Here is a 17,756-nt window from a genome sequence, read left to right as displayed (position 1 = left end):
CCTAAAAAATATAAAATTTCTATAAACTTGTAATTTTAAATTACAAATTACTTCAATAACGCATCTAATTTCGTCTGAAGCTCTGGAGATGAAGGTCTTTCAGCATCGCTGCTTACTACTTTACCATTTGGATCCACAATAATAAATCTCGGAATTCCGGTAACCCCGTAACTAACTACAAACTCAGATTCCCAGTCTTTATCCGCAAACAATTGAATTCCGCCCAATTTCTTATCCGTTACAAACTTCTTCCATTTTTCGTTATCCTTTGCTTTATCAACGGACACACTCACAAACTCAATATTTTTTCCATGATACTTTTCTTCCAGTTTTTGCAAATAAGGAATCTCAGCTCTACAAGGTGCGCACCAGGTCGCCCAAAGATCAATATAAACGTACTTCCCTTTTAAATCAGAAAGCTTAGTCTTTCCTCCTTTATGATTTTCATAATCAAAATCAGGCGATAAGGTTCCTATCATCTTATTAGTTTGAACAGCTCTTTCATATTCCTCTTTAGCATAATGATTAAAGCTTTCAAAATTCTTTTTCAAAGCCGTTTTAAATTCAGCATCGAAATTACCTTTCTCTAAATTAGCCAAATCAGTATTCAGTTTTGCCTCCAATAGCGACGCAAACTCTACTGCTTCCTTACTAAAAGCTTCTCCTTGGAACTTTTCATCTTTTAAAGCCTGCTGAGCCAGAAAGTTGCTTTCGTCAATCCCTTTACCTTTATACACAATGGTTTCATCAAACTCTTTAGCATCCATCGTCAGATTAATATCCGAATTAGGTTTTAAGTATAAATTAGAACCTTCAGTACCATCCGAAAACATATAAAAACCCTTTGGAGCATCAAAAGAAGCTACAAAAGTTCCTTTTTTATCAATTGGAATCACCTTTCTAAAATTATTTTTTCCCTTAATTACTAAAGTGTCACTGTTTCTGTTCGTAATCTTAGCGGTGAATTTAACAGGACTCTTGGTCTGACCGATCACACCCAGGGTACTGCAGATCAACAAACCGGTTATTAAAAATTTGTTCATATAAATTGGAATTTAGATTTTGTAATCCAAATCTAACGAAATTAGACTCTCGAAATTTAAGAATTAACAAAATATTTCAAATTTCTAAGCATCAAGTCATCACTTTACTATATTAATTTGAATTTTGTGTTTACTTTTGCAGTCTAAAATTTTGATCATGTATAGAAGTCATAATTGTGGCGAGTTAAACGCCTCAAATATTAACACGGAAGTTACACTAGCGGGTTGGGTTCAAAAATCACGCGATAAAGGATTTATGAATTGGGTTGATTTACGTGACCGTTACGGAATTACACAACTTATTTTTGACGAAAGCCGTACAGATAAAGCGGTTTTCGAACTTGCCAAAACACTGGGAAGAGAATTTGTAATTCAGGTAAAAGGAACCGTAATTGAGCGTGAAGCCAAAAACAAAAATATCCCAACCGGTGAAATCGAAATTTTAGTATCCGAACTAACCATTCTAAATGCAGCCTTAACACCTCCGTTTACGATTGAAGACGAAACTGATGGTGGTGAAGACATCCGAATGAAATACCGTTACTTAGACATTAGAAGAAATCCTGTAAAAAACAGTTTATTATTCCGTCATAAAGTAGCCATGGAAGTTCGTAAATATTTATCGGACTTAGATTTCTGTGAAGTAGAAACTCCTTACTTAATCAAATCAACTCCGGAAGGAGCTAGAGATTTCGTTGTACCAAGCCGTATGAACGAAGGACAATTCTATGCTTTGCCACAATCGCCGCAAACCTTCAAACAATTATTGATGGTGGGTGGAATGGATAAATATTTTCAAATCGTAAAATGTTTCCGTGACGAGGATTTACGTGCTGACCGTCAGCCTGAGTTTACTCAAATTGACTGCGAAATGGCCTTTGTGGAACAAGAAGATATCTTAAATGTTTTCGAAGGACTAACCAGACATTTATTAAAAGAAATTAAAGGTATTGAAGTAGATAAATTCCCAAGAATTACCTACGACTATGCTATGAAAACATACGGAAACGACAAACCGGACATTCGTTTCGGAATGGAATTTGGTGAATTGAACGAATTTGCACAGCACAAAGAATTTCCGGTATTTAATGCTGCGGAATTAGTAGTTGGTATTGCCGTTCCCGGAGCAGGAAACTATACCCGTAAGGAAATCGACGCTTTAATTGACTGGGTAAAACGCCCTCAGGTTGGAGCATCAGGGATGGTGTATGCAAAATGTAACGACGACGGAACTTACAAATCTTCTGTAGATAAATTCTACGATCAGGAAGATTTAGGACAATGGGCAAAAATTACAGGAGCAAAACCGGGAGATATGATTTTTGTACTTTCAGGACCTGCAAATAAAACCCGTGCACAGCTTTCAGCACTTCGTATGGAACTTGCGACCCGTTTAGGCTTGCGTAATCCGGAAGTATTTGCACCGTTATGGGTAATTGACTTCCCGTTATTGGAATTAGACGAAGAATCAGGGCGTTACCATGCCATGCACCACCCGTTTACCTCTCCAAAACCGGAAGACATGCAATTGCTGGAAACCGAACCTGGAAAAGTTCGCGCAAACGCTTACGATATGGTATTAAACGGAAATGAAATTGGTGGAGGTTCTATCCGTATTCACGATAAAACAACACAGCAATTAATGTTCAAATATTTAGGCTTTACCGAAGAGGAAGCTAAAGCACAGTTTGGTTTCTTAATGGACGCTTTCCAGTTTGGAGCACCGCCACACGGAGGTTTAGCTTTTGGATTAGACCGTTTGGTAGCCATTTTAGGAGGTCAGGAAACCATCAGAGACTTCATCGCATTCCCAAAAAACAATACGGGGCGTGATGTGATGATCGATGCTCCTGCTGCTATTGATGAAGCACAATTGAAAGAATTGCATATCAAAATTGATTCAATCTAAATCTTTAAATAAATTGATTAAACAAGGCAGCTGAGATTTCAGCTGCTTTTTTATTTTCTACTTTTAAGTACTATATTTTCTTGCTTTAATATGTGATTTTGTTCTTTCAATAGCTCTATCTGATTTTCCAGAGATTTTATTAATTTATCCGAATCCTCAAATTTTGTATTTCTCACCTCGTTTCCCATTAGTTGTGTAACATCAACTTCAAGAACAGCCGCTATATTCTTCAAAATTTCAACATCAATTTTACACCTGTTATTCTCAATTTTTGAATAAGTAGACTGACTAATTCCTATTTTCTCGGAAACCTCTTCTGCCTTAAGATCTTTTTCTCTTCGATACTTTCTTATATTTTCTCCTACGCCCATAATTCAAAAGTTAAGCAATTATAAATATAAAAGAAAATTCTTATAAAAATATTTCAAATTCGAATATTTTATTCTGAATGCAATAAGTATAATCAAGAGATTTATACATACTTTTAAAAAGTAAATATATTCCTACTTTGAATTGTATCTAATAGGAGTAAATTAAAAATAAATAGTATTAGTATTAATCAATTTAAAAACTAACACAATGAGTAAATTAACATTAGATGCTCTAAAAGAAAGAGCAGAAGCTATGGCTTCAGACGAGTTATTAAATGCAATTAATGGGGGAACAAATGGAGACTGTCACTTAACTGGAATCTTAGATATTGATGCCAAACAACCGCCTAAAAAAGAGGATTGTACAATTTGTTAATTTAAAAAACCCCTCCAAATTAATCAATGGAGGGGATTAATCAAAAACACGAGTCGTGTAACAAACTCGAATAATGAATCTTATTAATCAAGACAAAATAAAAGAAACAATTAAACTTCTACTATTAAAAGAAGCCCCTTTACTATTAAAAGAAATAGATTTTAACCATAAAGATGCATTCTTAGAGCCTTTGCTATTTACTTTTTTTAACTACAAAACCGAAGAAAAATGGTCGTCTGAATTATTAACTGAATTTATGCAGGGTTATTTCTTAAAAAATCAAAATCTTCAAATTAATTCTTCACATTATCTAAATAACATTGCTTATCTCCCATACTTAGGATATTTTACAGAAGATAATCCTGAACTATTTGAACAAATACATATAATAGAAAATACAAGTATTGAAATTCTGAAATATCCAATCTATTTTCACAACAATATATTCAGAAATAAACAAAATCAAATTATTAACAGAAAAGAAATAATCGTTACTAATTCTTTGTTTCAAAAAAACATTTCGTATTTAACCAATGCTATTAACTTAATAAAAGAAAATTCTCCCAAATACTTTGGCCTAATAAATCAATGTTGTAAAAAAATTGTTCTTTTTAAAACAAATCCAGCCAATACAAATTCATTTGCTACAATAAAAGCACATGGAATTGCTTTTATAAATGTTTATCAAGATGATTATGACGAAGTCTTTTTTGTAGATGATATAGCCCATCAAGCGGGTCATATTATCTTAACAACATTATTTTTTGATAAGAAAAAAATCTTCAAAATAAATGAAGAACATAAGGTAGAGGAAATTACAAACCAAAAAGATCACAGAACCATAAACACTCTTCTACATGCATTATATACTTACTATACTACTATACTGTGTTTAGATAATTGCCTAAAAAACAAAGTATTCAACAATAAACAAAAGAAGGAATCGATTGCTCGGATTGGTTTTTACTTAAATAAATGTAATATTGACCTAGAAAGATTTGAACAAATAAATGTCTTTTTTAAAGGAATTGAAAATGTCCTAAATTCAGATGGCATAAAGTTTTATTTGTTTATTAAAGAAAATCTTTTGATTTTTTCTGAAAACTGGCTTCCTACAATAAGTACTTTTAATTATAGTAATCAACCTTATAATTTTACATTTGAGCATTTTAACAAACTAAATCATTAGATAATTTTGAAGAAAACTATACTCTTACTGATTATATTTCCATTCACACAATTGTTTTACTCACAAACAAATACAGAATCAAAAAAAAAACAAGATGAAATTATTACAGAATATGTAAATAATTGTGCTGAAAAATATAATTTTTTATATGAAATGGCTGAATGGCAGAACTGCTTAGATGACGGATTAAAAAAAGATAGTACCATTGCTTATTTATGGCAACAAAAAGCAATGCCTTATTTTAAGGTAAAAAAATATGAAATCGGAATGCAATACTTGAACAAAGCCGTCCAATATAATCCTCACGAATGGCTACCATATCGCGCCTTTATTAAATGCATTTTTGCCAAAACATACAAAGAGGCAATTATAGATTTTGAAGATTGTATAAAAAAATACGGAAATGGATATAGAATGGATCATACATACAATTTTTATATTGGTTTATGCTATTTGCAGTTAAATGAATTTAAAAAAGCTGAGGGAATTTTCAAAGAATACATTGACGATATTTATAAAAACAGGCAAGGTTTAGAACACCCTACAGCACTATTCTACTATGGAATCTCAAAATATGAGCAAAAAAAATGGAACGAGGCAATTATCGAATTTAACAAAGCTTTAAAAATATACCCAGCTTTTTCAGATGCAAAGTATTATAAAGCGATTTGTTTATTGAAGACCGGAATAAAATTAGAAGACGTCAAATTATTGGTGGAAGAAGCTAAAATAGATGCAAAAAATGGAAACACCATAACTGAAGACAACACTATTTATGAGATATATCCATATCAAAAAAAATGGAAATGATTAGAAAAAGCTTTCCATTTTTCAGGCAGCTGGACAATAAAGATTGCGGACCAACCTGTCTCAGAATGATCGCTAAATATTATGGAAAAAATTTCTCAAGAGAATTTCTAAGAGATAAAGCCAACATCACAAGAATTGGCGTAACCATGGCAGGAATTGCCGAGGCAGCCGAAGCTATAGAAATGCGAACTCTGGGTATGAGGATTTCTTTCGAAAGTTTGCTTAATGAGGCTCCACCTCCTTTTATTGTTCCCTGGCGACAGAAACACTTTGTAGTTGTTTACAAAACGTCAAAAACAAAAATTTATATAGCCGATCCGGCGCAAGGCATTCTTACATACGATCATAATGATTTTAAAACAGCCTGGACAAACACAACAGATGAAACAGGTTTTGTCCTAATTCTGGAACCAAATGCTAAATTTCAGAAACAACAACAAGCCAAAGATCAAAACACAGGCTTTTCATTCTTATACCCTTATTTCAAACCTTACAAAAAACTAATTAATCAAATACTTATTGGCTTACTGGTTGCGACTGTTATTCAACTGATTCTGCCATTTTTAATGCAATCTGTAGTTGATGTGGGTGTAAACAATCAAGACATACCTTTTATTTACTTAATTCTAATCTCACAATTTGTTCTAATACTTTCACAAACACTGGTTAGCGTTTTCCGGGAGTGGATTCTAATTCATATAACGAGTAGGTTTAATATTAAAATGATTTCAGATTTTTTATATAAAATGCTTAAGCTGCCTGTTAATTATTTTGAAACCAGAAATTCAGGAGAACACCTGCAACGAATTACAGATCATACACGTATTCAAAACTTCATTTCTTCTTCCAGCTTAAACATGCTGTTTTCAATCATAACATTCATCTTGTTCAATGGCATACTAGCGTATTATAATTTAACAATATTCTTAGTCTTTATATCTTCTGCAATTTTATATGTATGCTGGACTTTTTTCTTCTTAAAAAAAAGAGCTGAATTAGATTTCAAAAGGTTTGATCAACTATCGCAGAGCCAAACTTCTTTAATTCAAATAATAAACGGAGTCAAAGAAATTAAAGTAAATAATTCTCAACGAAAAAACAGATGGAAATGGGAATTCAATCAAATTAGTCTTTTTAAAACTTCATTAAGCACATTGAAACTATCCCAATATCAAACCATTGGAGCCAACTTTATAAATGAATTGAAGAATATCATTATCACCTTCCTCTCTGCCAAAGCTGTAGTTGATGGCACTTTAACATTAGGAATGATGACTTCTATACAGTTTATTGTAGGGCAGCTCAACATGCCATTAGGAAATTTCGTCTTATTTATACAATCCTGGCAAGATGCTAAAATAAGCTTAGAACGATTGTCTCAAGTGCACCTGCGAGAGGATGAAGACGATATTTCGGTTAATAAAAGCAAAGAACTACCTAAAGACAAATCTATTATTATCAAAGACCTTTCTTATCGTTATGGCGGAAAATCATCTCCTTTCATTTTAAAAAATATCACTTGTACGATTCCTGAAAGCAAAACAACAGCTATTGTTGGCGCCAGTGGAAGCGGCAAGACAACTTTAATGAAATTACTTTTAAAATTCTATGAACCCACAAAAGGCAGCATTAATTTGGGATCTGCAAACCTAAATGATATAAATACTGAATCCTGGCGACTGAATTGCGGAGCAGTCATGCAGGATACCTTTATTTTTAATGATACAATTGGCGGCAACATTTCTGAATCGGAACAAAATGAAATAATAAACAGAGAAAAGTTGAACAATGCGGCATTGATCGCTAACATCGAAGATTTCATTGAAAGATTACCTAACAAATACAACACTGAATTAGGGACTTCAGGAATACGCCTCAGTGGCGGACAAGAACAAAGAATCATGATTGCAAGAGCAGTTTATAAAAATCCTTTATATCTATTTTTTGACGAAGCAACAAGTGCACTTGATGCAAATAATGAAAAAAGCATCATGGAGAACCTTAATAAATTTATACATGGCAAAACTGCAATAATTGTAGCTCATCGATTAAGCACCGTAAAAAATGCCGACAATATTATTGTTTTAGAAAATGGCGAAATTGTAGAGCAGGGAAATCATAAAGACCTAACTAGATTAAAAGGTACATACTACGAACTGATTAAAAATCAATTAGAACTTGGCAACTAACATGGAAGAGATAAAAGATGGACTAAAAATCTATAGTGAAGAAGTACATGATATATTATCAGACCCTCCTAAAAGTATACAAAAATGGGGAAACAGTATCTTATTTATATTTATTATTATTTTATTGCTAATCTCGTGGTTCATTAAATATCCCGATATTATAACTTCACAGATCATAATAACAACAAATATTCCTCCACAAAAGATACAAGCAAAACTATCCGGTAAAATTGAAGCAATATTAGTAAAAGATAGATCAGAGGTAAAATTAAATACTCCAATTGCTGTTTTTGAAAATTCAGCCAATTATAAAGATGTCTTTGCTTTAAAAAATATCCTGAACACTATAAACATAAAAAAGACTGAATTTCCTTTTGAAAAACTGAAATATTCACAGTTAGGAGATATTGAAAGTGCTTTTACAAATTTTCAAAAAGAAAACACAGCAGATCAACTCAATACAGAACTCCGTCCCTATAAAGTAGAAGGAGATGCACAAAACTATGAAAGCATTCAACTAAAAGAACGTTTACATTTACTGGAATCTCAAAAAGAAATTAATGAAAGTGAACTCACCATACAAACGAATGATTTAAACCGCTACGAACTTTTATTTAAAAAGGGAATCTATTCGACGCAAGAAGTAGAGAAACAGCGATTGCTTTATTTACAGGCCCAAAAAGGCTATAAAACTTTGCTAAGTACCATTTCGCAATTAAAATCCTCATTAAACGAATTAAACAAAAATAACAAAACAACGCAAATCAATGAACGTAAAGAAGATAGTAATGTTAATCGAAATAAAATACAAGCTTTCTATCAACTAAAAAATGCCGTTAAAGAATGGGAATTAAAATATCTTTTAAGTTCCGCAACTAACGGCATCATTAATTTTCTACAACTATGGTCCAGAAATCAACCTGTTGAAGCCGGACAAATCCTGTTTTCAATTATTCCAAAAGATCAAAACGGTTACATTGGAAAACTAAAAGCACCTGTTTTAAACTCAGGAAAGATAAAACCAGGTCAAAAAGTAAACATAAAACTACTAAACTATCCTCAAAAAGAATTCGGTATTATTAAAGGAATCATCATAAAAAAATCTTTAACTCCTGACAAAGAAGGAAATATCTTAATAGATGTTAATTTACCTAGAGGACTAGAAACTTCATACAAGAAAAACATCCCTTTTCAGCAGGAAATGCAGGGAACTGCAGATATCATAACGGAAGATTTGCGGCTTATAGAAAGATTACTGTATCAATTTAAATCTGTATTCGTAAAGTAAATCAACAATCTGTCTTATAAAAGCCGATAAAAGAAATTATTAATTAAAATTGACGCAATTTAAATTCTGGTGATTTCTTAACAAAGAGATACAAACAGTTTCAGTTGTCGTTTTTTTTTATGCATTTTGTCACCATTTTACCCTTTTTTCGTGTTAATAAAATCTTAAAACACAAAAGAAACCCCTAGTAAATACAGGCTTTTTCCCACAAAAATAAGCTTTAAAAAAGCAGACCCCGCTTAATATACAAATTTTTTGTAAAACATAAGCTACTTTTTTAACATTTAATTATAATAATTAATGATTCTCAAATAAAGTACAGTCCTACCAAATTTGATGCAATATAAATAGCGAAAAGACTGTTAATCAATAATTTTTACAAAAATTTAACAGGTATATGTCTTTTGTATGAATTTATATGTTACATTTGCTTTATTATAAATTATTATTACAATTACAATGCGTACAGGTACAGTAAAATTTTTCAATGAGTCTAAAGGTTATGGATTCATTACAGACGAAGAAACAGGAAAAGACATCTTCGTTCACGCTTCAGGAATTAACGCGGAAGAATTACGCGAAGGAGACCGTGTAAGCTACGAAGAAGAAGAAGGAAGAAAAGGGAAAGTTGCTGCTAAAGTAGCAGTAATCTAAGAAAAATATAGCAATTTATTTTTTTTGCCTCTGAATGGTTTTCAAAACGTCCCGAAGTATCGGGACGTTTTTTTTTGCTCAAATCTTAAAAAAATACTAAAATTCTTGGCTGTTATTTATAATCAATAAAAATTAGCCATTAACCCCGTTTCAGAGTACACTTAAATCATTTTTTAGCTTGTGATTTACACAGTTGAAAGTTATCTTTGTGGCTTATTCTTTAAGTAAAAAAGCTAAGTTTATGCAATCTGATCAATACAGTTACATTCCTATTTTAATGCAGTTCATTTTGGCTGTGGGTTTTGTCGCAGGAACCATCGTTATTTCCGGAAAATTAGGTCCAAAAAGAAGTTCTGAAGTAAAAGATAAAAACTTCGAATGTGGTATCGAATCTGTTGGAAACGCACGCATTCCTTTTTCTGTAAAATATTTCCTTGTAGCCATTTTATTTGTACTGTTTGACGTAGAGGTAATCTTCCTTTACCCTTGGGCAGTAAACTTTAAAGAATTAGGCGTAGAAGGAATGCTTAAAATGATTGTTTTCATGTCGCTTCTTTTAGTGGGTTTCTTTTACATCATCAAAAAGAAAGCTTTAGACTGGGAGTAATGAAATTTTAGATTTCAGATCTCAGATTTTAGATTGTTGATCTGGAATTTTAGATTTGAAAGATAAATTTCTCCAAATATAATATTGATTTTTAAAATACTGATTTCGATTGTCCTGATTGCAAAATCTAAAATCTGAGATCTAAAATCTAAAATAAAAAATGAGCGATTCAAATGTAAAAATGGTTGCGCCGCCGGAAGGAGTTACTGGTGAAGGTTTCTTCGCTACAAAACTAAATGATGTTGTTGGTTTGGCAAGAGCTAATTCACTATGGCCATTACCTTTTGCAACCTCATGCTGTGGTATCGAATTCATGGCAACAATGGCTTCACATTACGATTTAGCGCGATTTGGTTCTGAGCGTGTGAGTTTCTCTCCTCGTCAGGCAGATATGCTTTTGGTAATGGGAACTATTTCAAAAAAAATGGCGCCTATTTTAAGACAGGTTTACGAACAAATGTCTGAACCTCGTTGGGTAATTGCTGTTGGAGCCTGTGCTTCATCAGGTGGAATCTTCGATACCTATTCTGTTCTACAAGGAATTGACAAAGTAATTCCGGTTGACGTTTACGTACCGGGATGCCCTCCAAGACCGGAACAAATTGTTGACGGAGTAATGAAACTTCAGGAATTAGTAAAAAGCGAATCTGTAAGACGCAGAAGTTCTCCTGAATACCAAGAATTACTAGCTTCATATAATATTACTTAAGATGGCTTTAGAAAATACCCTGATCCAAGATAAACTTACAGAAACATTTGACACAAGTGTTTTTAACTTTCAACAGGAAAGAGATATTTTTTCATTGGAAACTACCGCTGATAAAATCACTGCCCTGATTCTTTTTTTAAAAAACGATTCCGATTTACGCTTCCACTTTCTAACTGATTTATGCGGTGTTCATTATCCGGACAACGAAACGGATCGCCAGTATGCCATTGTTTATCATTTACACAACTGGTACGAAAACAAACGTATTCGAATCAAAGTATATTTAAACGGTGAAAAACCGGAAATCAAAACCATCTCCAATATTTTCCTAAGTTCCAACTGGATGGAAAGAGAAACATACGATTTCTTCGGAGTCAATTTTATTGGACACCCGCAATTGAAACGTATTTTGAATATGGACGAAATGGTGTCTTTCCCAATGCGAAAAGAATTCCCAATGGAAGACAGCGGAAGAACTGATAAAGACGACAGATTCTTTGGAAGAACAACAACAAATTGCTAAAAATAAATAATTCAACATTATAAAATGTCAGAACTATTATTATCACCAGAGCATCGATATGCTAAAATAATTAAGGACAGACTAAACGAAGACGGAAGTGAGCTTTCGGTACTAAATTTAGGTCCTACGCACCCGGCGACTCACGGTATTTTTCAAAATATCCTGTTGATGGATGGTGAAAGAATTCTTGAGGCTGAACCAACGATCGGTTACATCCACAGAGCTTTCGAAAAAATTGCCGAAAACCGCCCTTTTTACCAGATTACTCCTCTTACAGACCGTATGAACTATTGCTCCTCTCCTATTAACAATATGGGATGGTGGATGACTATAGAAAAACTTTTAGGCATTGAAGTTCCAAAAAGAGCTCAATACCTTAGAGTAATTGTAATGGAGCTGGCTCGTATTACAGATCACTTAATCTGTAACTCGATTCTGGGTGTAGATACTGGTGCTTATACTGGTTTCTTGTACGTTTTCCAATTTAGAGAAAAAGTTTATGAGATTTACGAAGAAATTTGTGGAGCTCGTTTAACAACCAATATGGGAAGAATCGGTGGTTTCGAAAGAGACTGGTCACCAGAAGCTTTCCGCAAACTAGACGTCTTTTTAGAAGAATTCCCTGTGGCCTGGCAAGAGTTTGTGAATTTATTCGAAAGAAACAGAATTTTCCTTGACAGAACCGTAAACGTTGGTGCTATCTCAGCAGAAAAAGCAATGGCTTACGGATTTACAGGTCCAAACTTACGTGCTGCCGGAGTTGACTATGACGTTCGTGTAGCACATCCTTACTCCTCTTACGAAGATTTCGAATTTACTGTTCCTGTTGGAAAATCAGGTGATACTTATGATCGTTTCTGCGTTCGTAATGCTGAAGTTTGGGAGAGTTTAAGCATCATTCGTCAGGCTTTGGCAAAAATGCCGGCAGGAAACGAATACCATGCTGAAGTTCCGGATTACTACCTGCCTCCAAAAGAAGATGTTTACACTTCAATGGAGTCTCTAATCTACCACTTTAAGATCGTAATGGGAGAAGTTCCTGTACCGGTTGCAGAAATTTACCACCCGGTTGAAGGAGGTAACGGAGAAGTAGGATTCTATTTAGTTACAGACGGAAGCAGAACACCATACAGATTACATTTCAGAAGACCTTGTTTTATTTATTACCAAGCCTTCCCTGAAATGATAAAAGGTGCCTTACTTTCTGATGCGATTGTTATTCTATCAAGTTTAAACGTAATTGCAGGAGAATTAGACGCCTAGAAGATTGCAGATTTTAGATTTCGGATTAAAAAGATCTAAAATTTAAAATCAGAAATCTAAAATTAAAAAGATTGCAGAATATAGATTATAGACTACAGAATAACACTGAAATCTAAAATCTAAAATCTAAAATAAAATGGAAAGAAAACATTATAAACAAGAAATAAACATGACTGAAGCATTGATGTCCCGCATCAATGAATTGATCAGTCATTATCCTGAGGACAAAAGAAAATCAGCTTTGTTGCCCGTTTTGCATGAAGTGCAGGACGCTCACGACAACTGGTTGAGCATAGAGTTGCAGGATAAAGTTGCCGAAATTTTGCACATCAAACCAATTGAGGTTTACGAAGTGGTTACTTTTTATACCATGTACAACCAAAAACCAATTGGAAAATACATGTTCGAATTTTGTCAGACTTCTTGTTGTTGTTTAAACGGTGCCGAGAATTTAATGGATTATACTTCTGAAAAATTAGGCATTAAAATGGGAGAAACCACTCCGGACGGAATGTTTACCATTGCCGGTGTAGAATGTTTAGGCGCTTGCGGATACGCTCCGATGATGCAGTTGGGAGACTTCTACAAAGAAAAACTGACAGAAGAAAAAATCGATCAGTTAATCGCTGATTGCAGAGAGAATAAAATAATATTACACGATAAATAAGATGTCACAGAAAATATTATTAGATAAAATCAACATTCCGGGTATTAAAACCTATGAAGTATACCGTCAAAACGGTGGTTATGCTTCTGTAGAAAAAGCTTTAAAAACACTTACTCCGGATGAAGTTACAGAAGAAGTAAAAAAATCAGGACTACGTGGCCGTGGTGGTGCAGGTTTCCCTGCCGGAATGAAGTGGAGTTTTATTGATAAAAAATCAGGAAGACCAAGACATTTAGTTTGTAATGCTGACGAGTCTGAACCGGGAACTTTCAAAGATCGTTATTTGATGGAATTTATTCCTCACTTATTGATCGAAGGAATGATTACTTCAAGTTACGCTCTGGGCGCTAACCTGTCTTATATCTACATTCGTGGAGAATATATGTGGGTTTTCAAAATATTAGAAAGAGCTATCGCCGAAGCTAAAGCTGCCGGTTGGTTAGGAAAAAATATATTAGGTACAGGTTATGATTTAGAGTTACACGTTCACTGTGGAGCCGGAGCTTATATTTGCGGAGAAGAAACTGCACTTATCGAATCGCTGGAAGGTAAAAGAGGAAATCCTCGTATTAAACCACCTTTCCCTGCGGTTTCAGGACTTTGGGCAAATCCAACTGTGGTAAACAACGTTGAAACTATTTCTGCCGTGCCATGGATCGTCAACAACTCAGGTGACGATTATGCAAAAATTGGTGTTGGTCGTTCGACAGGAACTAAATTAATCTCCGCTTCAGGACACATTAAGAACCCGGGAGTTTACGAAATTGAATTAGGATTAAGTGTTGACGAATTCATGAATTCTGACGAATACCTAGGCGGAATGTCTTCGAGCAGACCTTTGAAAGCGTTTGTTCCGGGAGGATCCTCAGTGCCAATTTTACCTGCTGAATTAATTTTTAAAACAGCAAACGGTGAAGACCGATTAATGACTTATGAATCTTTAAGTGATGGTGGTTTTGCTACCGGATCGATGTTAGGTTCAGGAGGATTTATTGTGTATAACGACACTGCTTGTGTAGTTCGAAACACCTGGAACTTTGCCCGTTTTTACCACCATGAATCTTGTGGGCAATGTACGCCTTGCCGTGAAGGAACAGGATGGTTAGAAAAAATATTGTGGAGAATCGAGAACGGCCAGGGCCGCGAAGAGGATATCGAACTATTGTGGAGTATTCAAAGTAAAATCGAAGGAAATACGATTTGCCCGCTTGGTGACGCAGCCTCATGGCCGGTAGCCGCAGCGATTCGTCACTTTAGAGATGAATTTGAATATCACGTTCGTTTCCCGGAGAAAATTAAAAATAGAGATCACTTTGTTGCTGAACCTTTCTCACAAGTAAAGCATTTAGTAGGCAAACAAACAGTTTAAAAATATAGTTTAAAGTTTCCAGTTTTTTTAGTTTCAAGTGAAAGCCTGAAACCTGAAACCTGAAACTAAAAAAACAAAAGTAAGAGATGAAAGTAACCATAGACGGTCAAAGTATAGACGTAGAGCCAGGAACAACAATCCTGCAGGCTGCACGTATGATTGGTGGAGATTTAGTTCCGCCAGCCATGTGTTATTACTCAAAATTAAAAGGCAGCGGCGGAAAATGTCGTTGTTGTTTAGTTGAAGTATCCAAAGGTAGTGAGGCTGACCCAAGACCAATGCCAAAATTAATGGCGTCTTGCGTAACAGGATGTATGGACGGAATGGAAGTGAACAGTAAATCTTCTGATCGTGTAACAGAAGCCCGTAAATCGGTAACGGAATTTTTATTGATCAACCACCCACTGGATTGCCCTATTTGTGATCAGGCAGGAGAATGTGATCTTCAGAACTTAAGTTTTGAACACGGAAATCCAAAATCACGTTTTATTGAAGAAAAAAGAACGTTCGAACCGGAAGATATCGGTCCGAATATTCAACTGCATATGAACCGTTGCATCTTATGTCAAAGATGTGTACAGGTTGCTGATCAGTTGACAGACAACAGAGTTCACGGGGTACTGGATCGTGGTGATCACGCTAATATTTCGACCGGAATTTCTAAAGCAATCGACAATGAATTCTCAGGAAACATGATCGACGTTTGTCCGGTTGGAGCTTTAACTGATAAGACTTTCCGTTTCAAATCAAGAGTATGGTTCAACAAACCTTTTAATGCTCACAGAGAGTGTACGACTCCGGGATGCTGCGGAAAAACAACTGTATGGATGTTTGGAGGAGAAATTCAACGTGTTACCGGTCGTAAAGACGAGTACCATGAAGTAGAAGAATTCATTTGCAACAGCTGTCGTTTTGACCATAAAAATGTAAGTGACTGGGTAATTGAAGGACCAAGAGAATTTGAAAAAGATTCTGTAATCAACCAAAACAACTACACTCAGAAATTAGAGAAAGTTGAAATCGATACAGAGAAAAATATCCTTTTAGGTAGAGATGTTGATCGTAAAAAAATTAGTATGGCTGCAATTCCATTAACTACTAATGATAAAAAATCTTAAGAAATGGAAAGTGCATTTATTATAGAAAAAAGTGTCGTTATTGTTGTCGTTTTTGCGATTACTATGATTATGGCGATGTATTCTACCTGGGCTGAGCGTAAAGTTGCTGCTTTTTTACAGGACCGTGTAGGACCAAACCGTGCCGGATGGGGAGGATTATTACAACCTCTTGCCGATGGTATGAAATTATTCTCGAAAGAAGAGTTTTTCCCAAATACGCCAAATAGATTTTTATTTATCGTAGGACCCGGAATCGCAATGAGTACGGCTTTAATGACAAGTGCCGTTATTCCTTGGGGAGACAGACTGCATATTTTTGGAAAAGACATTATCCTTCAGGCTACTGATATCAATATTGCTTTATTATATATTTTTGGTGTTCTTTCTGTTGGAGTTTATGGTATCATGATTGGTGGATGGGCTTCTAACAATAAATTCTCTTTGATGGGAGCTGTTCGTGCCGCTTCACAAATGGTTTCTTATGAAGTTGCCATGGGATTATCGATGATTGCTTTGTTAATGATGACCGGAACTTTAAGCCTAAAAGAAATTTCCTTACAACAACAAGGAATGAACTGGAATGTTTTTTACCAGCCGCTATCTTTTCTAATTTTCTTAATTTGTTCTTTCGCTGAAACCAACAGAACTCCTTTTGACTTAGCAGAATGTGAAAACGAATTAATTGGAGGTTACCATACTGAATATTCATCGATGAAAATGGGATTCTATTTATTTGCTGAATACGCGAGTATGTTCATCTCTGCCACTATTATTTCAGTATTATTCTTTGGTGGATACAATTATCCTGGAATGCAATGGATGGTTGATAATGTTGGAGTAAATGCCGGAAATATTTTAGGTATTGTTGTATTGTTTGCTAAAATATGTTTCTTCATCTTTTTCTATATGTGGGTACGCTGGACGATTCCAAGATTTAGATACGACCAATTAATGAATTTAGGATGGAGAATTTTAATTCCGCTTTCAATCATTAACATTATGATTACGGGTGCTGTAATATTAAGACACGATATCGCAGCAGCTTTAGGATTCTGATTTTAAAAAACACTTGAGAAGCCAAGTTGCTCCCTCAAGAAAATATAAGGTGTCACATTTTGCGACACCCGGTACAAAACAAAAGGCAATGAGCGATGAATTAATGATTAGCGAAGAACTGGTAATGAGTAAGATTTTAGTCATTAGAGATTAGAAAGTAATAATTGATTCTGAGTTGGCACAACTTTACGGAGTAGAAACCAAACAGCTCAAAAGGCAAGTTCGTAGAAATATAGAGCGTTTCCCTTAAGATTTCATGTTTGAACTGACTGAAATTGAAAGTGAAATTCTAAGGAGCCAATTTGGCACCTTAAAACAGGGAGGCTATTCCAAATACAATTCAATGGTATTTACAGAACAAGGTGTTGCCATGTTGTCGAGTGTCTTAAATAGTGCTACCGCAATTAAAGTCAATATTCAGATTATTCGTGTTTTTACAAAAATACGCCAGTCAATTTCGGATACTTTAGAGATGAAGTTAGAAATTGAAGAAATAAAAAAGAAGTTATCAAATCAGAATAAAAATATCGAATTGGTATTTACTTATTTAGATCAGCTGATGGACAAACAGGAAAACAAAATTGAACGAACAAAAATTGGTTATAAAAAATAAAA

The 17,756-nt window shown here is 34.4% G+C and carries 17 protein-coding genes and 1 pseudogene; 16 read left to right on the top strand and 2 right to left on the bottom strand.

Features of this window, described 5'->3' with window-relative positions; translation table 11 throughout:
- Positions 1-47: 47 nt before the first annotated feature.
- Positions 48-1,043 (bottom strand): TlpA family protein disulfide reductase, encoded by a 996-nt coding sequence (locus ACAM30_RS09245; protein ID WP_369618223.1) that lies wholly within the window; start codon positions 1,041-1,043, stop codon positions 48-50.
- 157 nt (positions 1,044-1,200) lie between these two features.
- Here ACAM30_RS09245 and aspS point away from each other — a divergent pair, with 157 nt between their 5' ends.
- Positions 1,201-2,952: an aspartate--tRNA ligase gene (aspS, locus tag ACAM30_RS09240; protein WP_369618222.1), complete on the top strand. Its 1,752-nt coding sequence runs from the start codon at positions 1,201-1,203 to the stop codon at positions 2,950-2,952.
- Between the two features lie 50 nt (positions 2,953-3,002).
- Here aspS and ACAM30_RS09235 read toward each other — a convergent pair whose 3' ends face one another.
- On the bottom strand, positions 3,003-3,323 hold the full coding sequence (locus ACAM30_RS09235) for a helix-turn-helix domain-containing protein (protein ID WP_369618221.1): 321 nt from the start codon (positions 3,321-3,323) through the stop codon (positions 3,003-3,005).
- 208 nt (positions 3,324-3,531) lie between these two features.
- On the opposite strand from ACAM30_RS09235, the gene ACAM30_RS09230 reads away from it, so the two are divergent.
- The 15 genes and pseudogenes from ACAM30_RS09230 to ACAM30_RS09160 all read left to right on the top strand — a co-directional run bounded on the left by ACAM30_RS09230 (position 3,532) and on the right by ACAM30_RS09160 (position 17,754).
- Positions 3,532-3,699, top strand: a complete 168-nt coding sequence (locus tag ACAM30_RS09230) for a hypothetical protein (protein ID WP_369618220.1) — start codon at positions 3,532-3,534, stop codon at positions 3,697-3,699.
- A 73-nt stretch (positions 3,700-3,772) separates the two neighbouring features.
- On the top strand, positions 3,773-4,888 hold the full coding sequence (locus ACAM30_RS09225) for a hypothetical protein (protein ID WP_369618219.1): 1,116 nt from the start codon (positions 3,773-3,775) through the stop codon (positions 4,886-4,888).
- 6 nt (positions 4,889-4,894) lie between these two features.
- Positions 4,895-5,698: a tetratricopeptide repeat protein gene (locus ACAM30_RS09220; protein ID WP_369618218.1), complete on the top strand. Its 804-nt coding sequence runs from the start codon at positions 4,895-4,897 to the stop codon at positions 5,696-5,698.
- A complete protein-coding gene (locus ACAM30_RS09215) occupies positions 5,695-7,887 on the top strand; it encodes a peptidase domain-containing ABC transporter (protein WP_369618217.1) in 2,193 nt (730 codons plus the stop codon). Before ACAM30_RS09220 ends, ACAM30_RS09215 begins: the two co-directional genes overlap by 4 nt.
- Position 7,888: 1 nt before the next feature.
- Positions 7,889-9,175 (top strand): HlyD family secretion protein, encoded by a 1,287-nt coding sequence (locus tag ACAM30_RS09210; protein WP_369618216.1) that lies wholly within the window; start codon positions 7,889-7,891, stop codon positions 9,173-9,175.
- A gap of 459 nt (positions 9,176-9,634) precedes the next feature.
- Complete coding sequence (locus tag ACAM30_RS09205; protein ID WP_007137066.1) at positions 9,635-9,829, top strand: cold-shock protein; 195 nt, start codon at positions 9,635-9,637, stop codon at positions 9,827-9,829.
- Between the two features lie 241 nt (positions 9,830-10,070).
- Positions 10,071-10,436, top strand: coding sequence for an NADH-quinone oxidoreductase subunit A (locus ACAM30_RS09200; protein WP_026109777.1), 366 nt, complete (start codon positions 10,071-10,073; stop codon positions 10,434-10,436).
- Between the two features lie 160 nt (positions 10,437-10,596).
- Positions 10,597-11,145 (top strand): NADH-quinone oxidoreductase subunit B, encoded by a 549-nt coding sequence (locus ACAM30_RS09195; protein ID WP_369618215.1) that lies wholly within the window; start codon positions 10,597-10,599, stop codon positions 11,143-11,145.
- Between the two features lies 1 nt (position 11,146).
- Positions 11,147-11,668 (top strand): NADH-quinone oxidoreductase subunit C, encoded by a 522-nt coding sequence (locus tag ACAM30_RS09190; protein ID WP_017494607.1) that lies wholly within the window; start codon positions 11,147-11,149, stop codon positions 11,666-11,668.
- Positions 11,669-11,692: 24 nt separating this feature from the next.
- Positions 11,693-12,931 carry an NADH-quinone oxidoreductase subunit D gene (locus tag ACAM30_RS09185; RefSeq protein ID WP_369618214.1) on the top strand — a complete coding sequence of 413 codons (1,239 nt, stop codon included), beginning with the start codon at positions 11,693-11,695 and terminating at the stop codon, positions 12,929-12,931.
- A 136-nt stretch (positions 12,932-13,067) separates the two neighbouring features.
- The gene (locus tag ACAM30_RS09180; RefSeq protein WP_369618213.1) at positions 13,068-13,598 is read left to right on the top strand and encodes an NAD(P)H-dependent oxidoreductase subunit E; all 531 of its coding nucleotides are present in this window, start codon (positions 13,068-13,070) and stop codon (positions 13,596-13,598) included.
- A gap of 1 nt (position 13,599) precedes the next feature.
- Positions 13,600-14,967: an NADH-quinone oxidoreductase subunit NuoF gene (gene nuoF, locus ACAM30_RS09175; RefSeq protein ID WP_369618212.1), complete on the top strand. Its 1,368-nt coding sequence runs from the start codon at positions 13,600-13,602 to the stop codon at positions 14,965-14,967.
- Between the two features lie 86 nt (positions 14,968-15,053).
- On the top strand, positions 15,054-16,085 hold the full coding sequence (locus ACAM30_RS09170) for a 2Fe-2S iron-sulfur cluster-binding protein (protein ID WP_369618211.1): 1,032 nt from the start codon (positions 15,054-15,056) through the stop codon (positions 16,083-16,085).
- Positions 16,086-16,088: 3 nt separating this feature from the next.
- Entirely contained in the window at positions 16,089-17,141 is a 1,053-nt protein-coding gene (gene nuoH, locus ACAM30_RS09165; protein WP_369618210.1) for an NADH-quinone oxidoreductase subunit NuoH, read from the top strand.
- A gap of 160 nt (positions 17,142-17,301) precedes the next feature.
- A pseudogene (locus tag ACAM30_RS09160) lies at positions 17,302-17,754 on the top strand (ORF6N domain-containing protein).
- Positions 17,755-17,756 lie beyond the last annotated feature (2 nt).

The organism is Flavobacterium sp. CFS9, assembly GCF_041154745.1.
Taxonomy (GTDB): Bacteria; Bacteroidota; Bacteroidia; order Flavobacteriales; family Flavobacteriaceae; genus Flavobacterium.
The sequence above is the reverse complement of the archived record's forward strand: the minus strand, read 5'-3'. Positions and strand labels throughout refer to the sequence as shown.